4 protein-coding genes are annotated in these 3,230 nt (G+C 43.7%); 3 read left to right on the top strand and 1 reads right to left on the bottom strand.

Annotated elements, in window-relative coordinates; all coding sequences use genetic code 11:
• The coding region (locus tag ACEW8S_RS09090; RefSeq protein WP_373517841.1) for an aminoacetone oxidase family FAD-binding enzyme at positions 1–667 on the top strand (667 nt) is incomplete at its 5' end.
• Between the two features lie 42 nt (positions 668–709).
• Here ACEW8S_RS09090 and ACEW8S_RS09095 read toward each other — a convergent pair.
• Positions 710–1,492 (bottom strand): glycerophosphodiester phosphodiesterase, encoded by a 783-nt coding sequence (locus ACEW8S_RS09095; RefSeq protein WP_373517842.1) that lies wholly within the window; start codon positions 1,490–1,492, stop codon positions 710–712.
• 311 nt (positions 1,493–1,803) lie between these two features.
• Here ACEW8S_RS09095 and ACEW8S_RS09100 point away from each other — a divergent pair, with 311 nt between their 5' ends.
• Together ACEW8S_RS09100 and ACEW8S_RS09105 are read left to right on the top strand one after the other, a co-directional pair.
• Complete coding sequence (locus ACEW8S_RS09100; protein ID WP_373517843.1) at positions 1,804–2,658, top strand: helix-turn-helix domain-containing protein; 855 nt, start codon at positions 1,804–1,806, stop codon at positions 2,656–2,658.
• Between the two features lie 160 nt (positions 2,659–2,818).
• Positions 2,819–3,230: hypothetical protein (locus ACEW8S_RS09105; protein ID WP_373517844.1), on the top strand; the 412-nt coding region annotated here is incomplete at its 3' end.

Consider the following 3,230-nt stretch of genomic DNA (forward strand, 5'->3'; position numbering starts at 1 on the left):
AAGTACCCACGCAGAAGTCCATGTTCTCGAACAGCGGCTGTTTAATTCTAAAATCACCATAAAGCTCCGAAGCCGAGAAGCGGAAAAACCCTTAATGACTTCGGAAGGACCCTTGATGATTACGCATTGGGGCATGAGCGGACCGGCCATTTTGAAGCTGTCCGCGTGGGGCGCCAAACTGTTGAACGAAATGAAGTACCGGTTTCGGATACGGATCAACTGGCTACCGGAATATAATGTTGAGGGCCTTATCGGTCTGCTCATGCAGATCAAGGAAATCGAGGCCAAAAAGACCGTGTTGAGAACTAAAGCAGTAGATGTTCCTAGGCGTTTATGGACGAATCTTGTTAGGGCATCAGGCATTGACGAGGCCGAAAAATGGGCGGACGTGACCAAGGCGCATTTAGAAAGCCTGGCACATCAACTTACCCAAGGCGAATTTCTGGTCGACGGCAAAAGTACATTTAAGGAGGAGTTCGTTACCGCGGGCGGCGTGAACCTTAAGGAAATTGATTTCAAGACCTTCGAAAGCAAAATTTTGTCCGGTCTTTATTTTGCAGGGGAAGTGATCGATGTAGACGCCATAACAGGCGGATTCAATTTTCAGAATGCGTGGACAGGTGGGTATATTGCGGCGCAGGGCATCATTAAAACAACGTCGCCATAGAGACGCAAAATCTTGTGTCTTCACTTATTTCCCAGATGTACTTCAGGGTTTTCCGGTTTTTTCCAACAACAATTCCGGTTCGTTGGTGGTAATATAATCGAAGCCTTCCTCGAGTAGCCAATCCATATCCACAGGGTCGTTCACGGTCCATGCATTTAGCGCAATACCGATTTTTTTGGCGCTTTCGATCCATTCCGGATGCTTTTTGAACACCTTAAAATGATAGTCGGCGCCATCGATGCCGTCGGCTTTCAACTCTTCGGGCGATTTATTGGCTTCAAGATATTGTGTCTGTGCCTTTGGGTTCAATTCCTCGATTTTTTTCAAGATTTCGTATTCGAAACTGATATAGACGGTCATAGCTTCGGCGTTCAGCTCTTTGACCAGTTCAATGGTTTTTTCGGCCATTTTTTGTCCGCGCTCTTTGGTCTTGGCAGGCTTTATTTCGCAGACCAGGCGTGTAGAAGTGTTATTATCCAATCCTGCTAGGATGTATTCACGCAACGTGGGCAGTTTTTCACCGTTGGAAAGTTTGTGAACGGCCAAATCGTCATAGGATGTTTCCGCTATCGACATTCCTTCATAAATGTCATCGTGGTTGACTACCAGAACGTCATCTACCGTCATCTGCACATCGAATTCCGAGCCGGTGCATTTTAGGGCGATGGCTTGCTTCAGTGCGGCGATGGAATTTTCGGGAAGGTTCTGGGCCTTCCAGGCACCGCGATGGGCTACTACTACGTTTTTGGCGAATTCGGGCATGTTTTTCTGCAATTTGCAAGAGGTAAGACTAATAACGGTCAGTAAGCAAAGAATATAGCGCATAGGGTATATTTGTACATTTAATACAGGGAAATTGTAAAACTTTGTCATTTGTTATCCATCATCCACCCGTCATCCGTCATCCATCTTTTTTAACCATAAAGCAAATAACTAAAATTAATGCTGACCCTTATCTCAAAACCCCTCATTCTCCGGATCATTCGGTCCTAAAGATCGATTTCTGCTTATTAAATGTAATAATAAACCTCCAAATTTTGATTTAAATGAGATAAATGTTGTTGCTAAAGGTTTTGAGTTGTAATTTTTCAATGAAAATTCCTACTGATTATTCACGTTCTAACCAATTTACCAGTATGAACCTGATCTATCGAAATATTTTAGAAGAAAGCAATATTAACCTGACCGATTTTATTTGTGCCCAAGGTCGTTCCTTATTGAAGCAGAAAGGTCTTTATAAAATAATATGGGCTATGGACGACATAGCCGACCTTAGCCTCGATGGCTGTCCGTTTATACTTAAAAAGGATGAAGTGCTTTTCTGTACTCCCCTTAATTTTATCGATATCCCCATGAGGCAAGAAGCAATCTCGGCCCTGATATTCAACCGGGAGTTTTATTGTATACGGGATAACGATCATGAAGTATCTTGCAACGGCCTTTTGTTCTATGGTTCCTCCATGCCCGTTACCATCGATCTTGACGAAAAGGGAAAAAATACATTTAGGGATACGTATAATATACTTAAGGAAGAATTCGGTTATTGTGATACTACCCAAGGGGAAATGCTTCGCATAATGCTCAAACACCTAATCATTAAATCGACGCGATCGGCGAAAGCTAAGCTTATGGGGTCGGATGTATCCCAAAGTCAGGTCGATATGATCCGGCGGTTCAATATTTTGGTGGAGAAACAGTATAGAAACTTCCATCAAGTCTCCGATTATGCGCCGCTGCTTCACAAATCTCCCAAGACGCTTTACAACACCTTTTCAAAATACAGTGACAAAACCCCGTTGACCGTGATAAACGAACGCCTACTGTTGGAAGCAAGAAGGCTGCTGTTGTTCTCCAACAAAACCGTTGAGGAAATTGCCTATGAACTGGGCTTCAACGACGCAAGCCATTTTTCAAAGTTCTTCACGAAAAACAAAGGTCAGAGTCCCGTAAAATTTAAAAAAGAGACCTTGGCGCTGTCAAATCGGGAGTAATCTACAACACTTAGGGAAAAATCGCACTTAAAATCTATAATCCCTTTGGGTACTTTTAACCCACAGGTTATTTACATCAAGTTTACCCCAAAACTTAGTGAACCATATTTAGTTGTGCAGGTATCAAACACAATTGTTTAACCATTTAAATTTCAAAGCTATGAAAAAGTGCTTTTTACTTTTGCTCTGCGGGGCAACATTTGTTTTTATAGGATGTTCGGAAGAGACCGAAATTGTTCCACCGGTTACACAGGAAAATGCCGAAAATCCTGAAACACAGGAGCCGGAGCCGGAGGAAAGCCCTGTCGCAGGATATCTTTACCTTACGACGAACGGCGAATCTACCAATGACGTGGTACGGTTCTCGAGACACGAAGACGGTTCGGTATCCGATGAGACCGCCTATTCCACCAATAGTCTTGGCGGCGCCAATATTGCCGCTGGAGGCGATGCCTTTGGGGATTTTGATACCGAAGGGGCGATCAAGATCATCGGGGACTATTTATTGAACGTGAACGCTGGCGGAAATACGGTTTCGGTGTTTTCGTTGGATCGCACCAACGGTGATTTGG

Source organism: Pricia sp., assembly GCF_041745955.1.
GTDB lineage: Bacteria > Bacteroidota > Bacteroidia > Flavobacteriales > Flavobacteriaceae > Pricia.

Coding starts and splice junctions, on each gene's coding strand:
- ACEW8S_RS09095 (WP_373517842.1), bottom strand. CDS start 1,492: ATGCGCTATATTCTTTGCTTACTGACCGTTATTAGTCTTACCTCTTGC.
- ACEW8S_RS09100 (WP_373517843.1), top strand. CDS start 1,804: ATGAACCTGATCTATCGAAATATTTTAGAAGAAAGCAATATTAACCTG.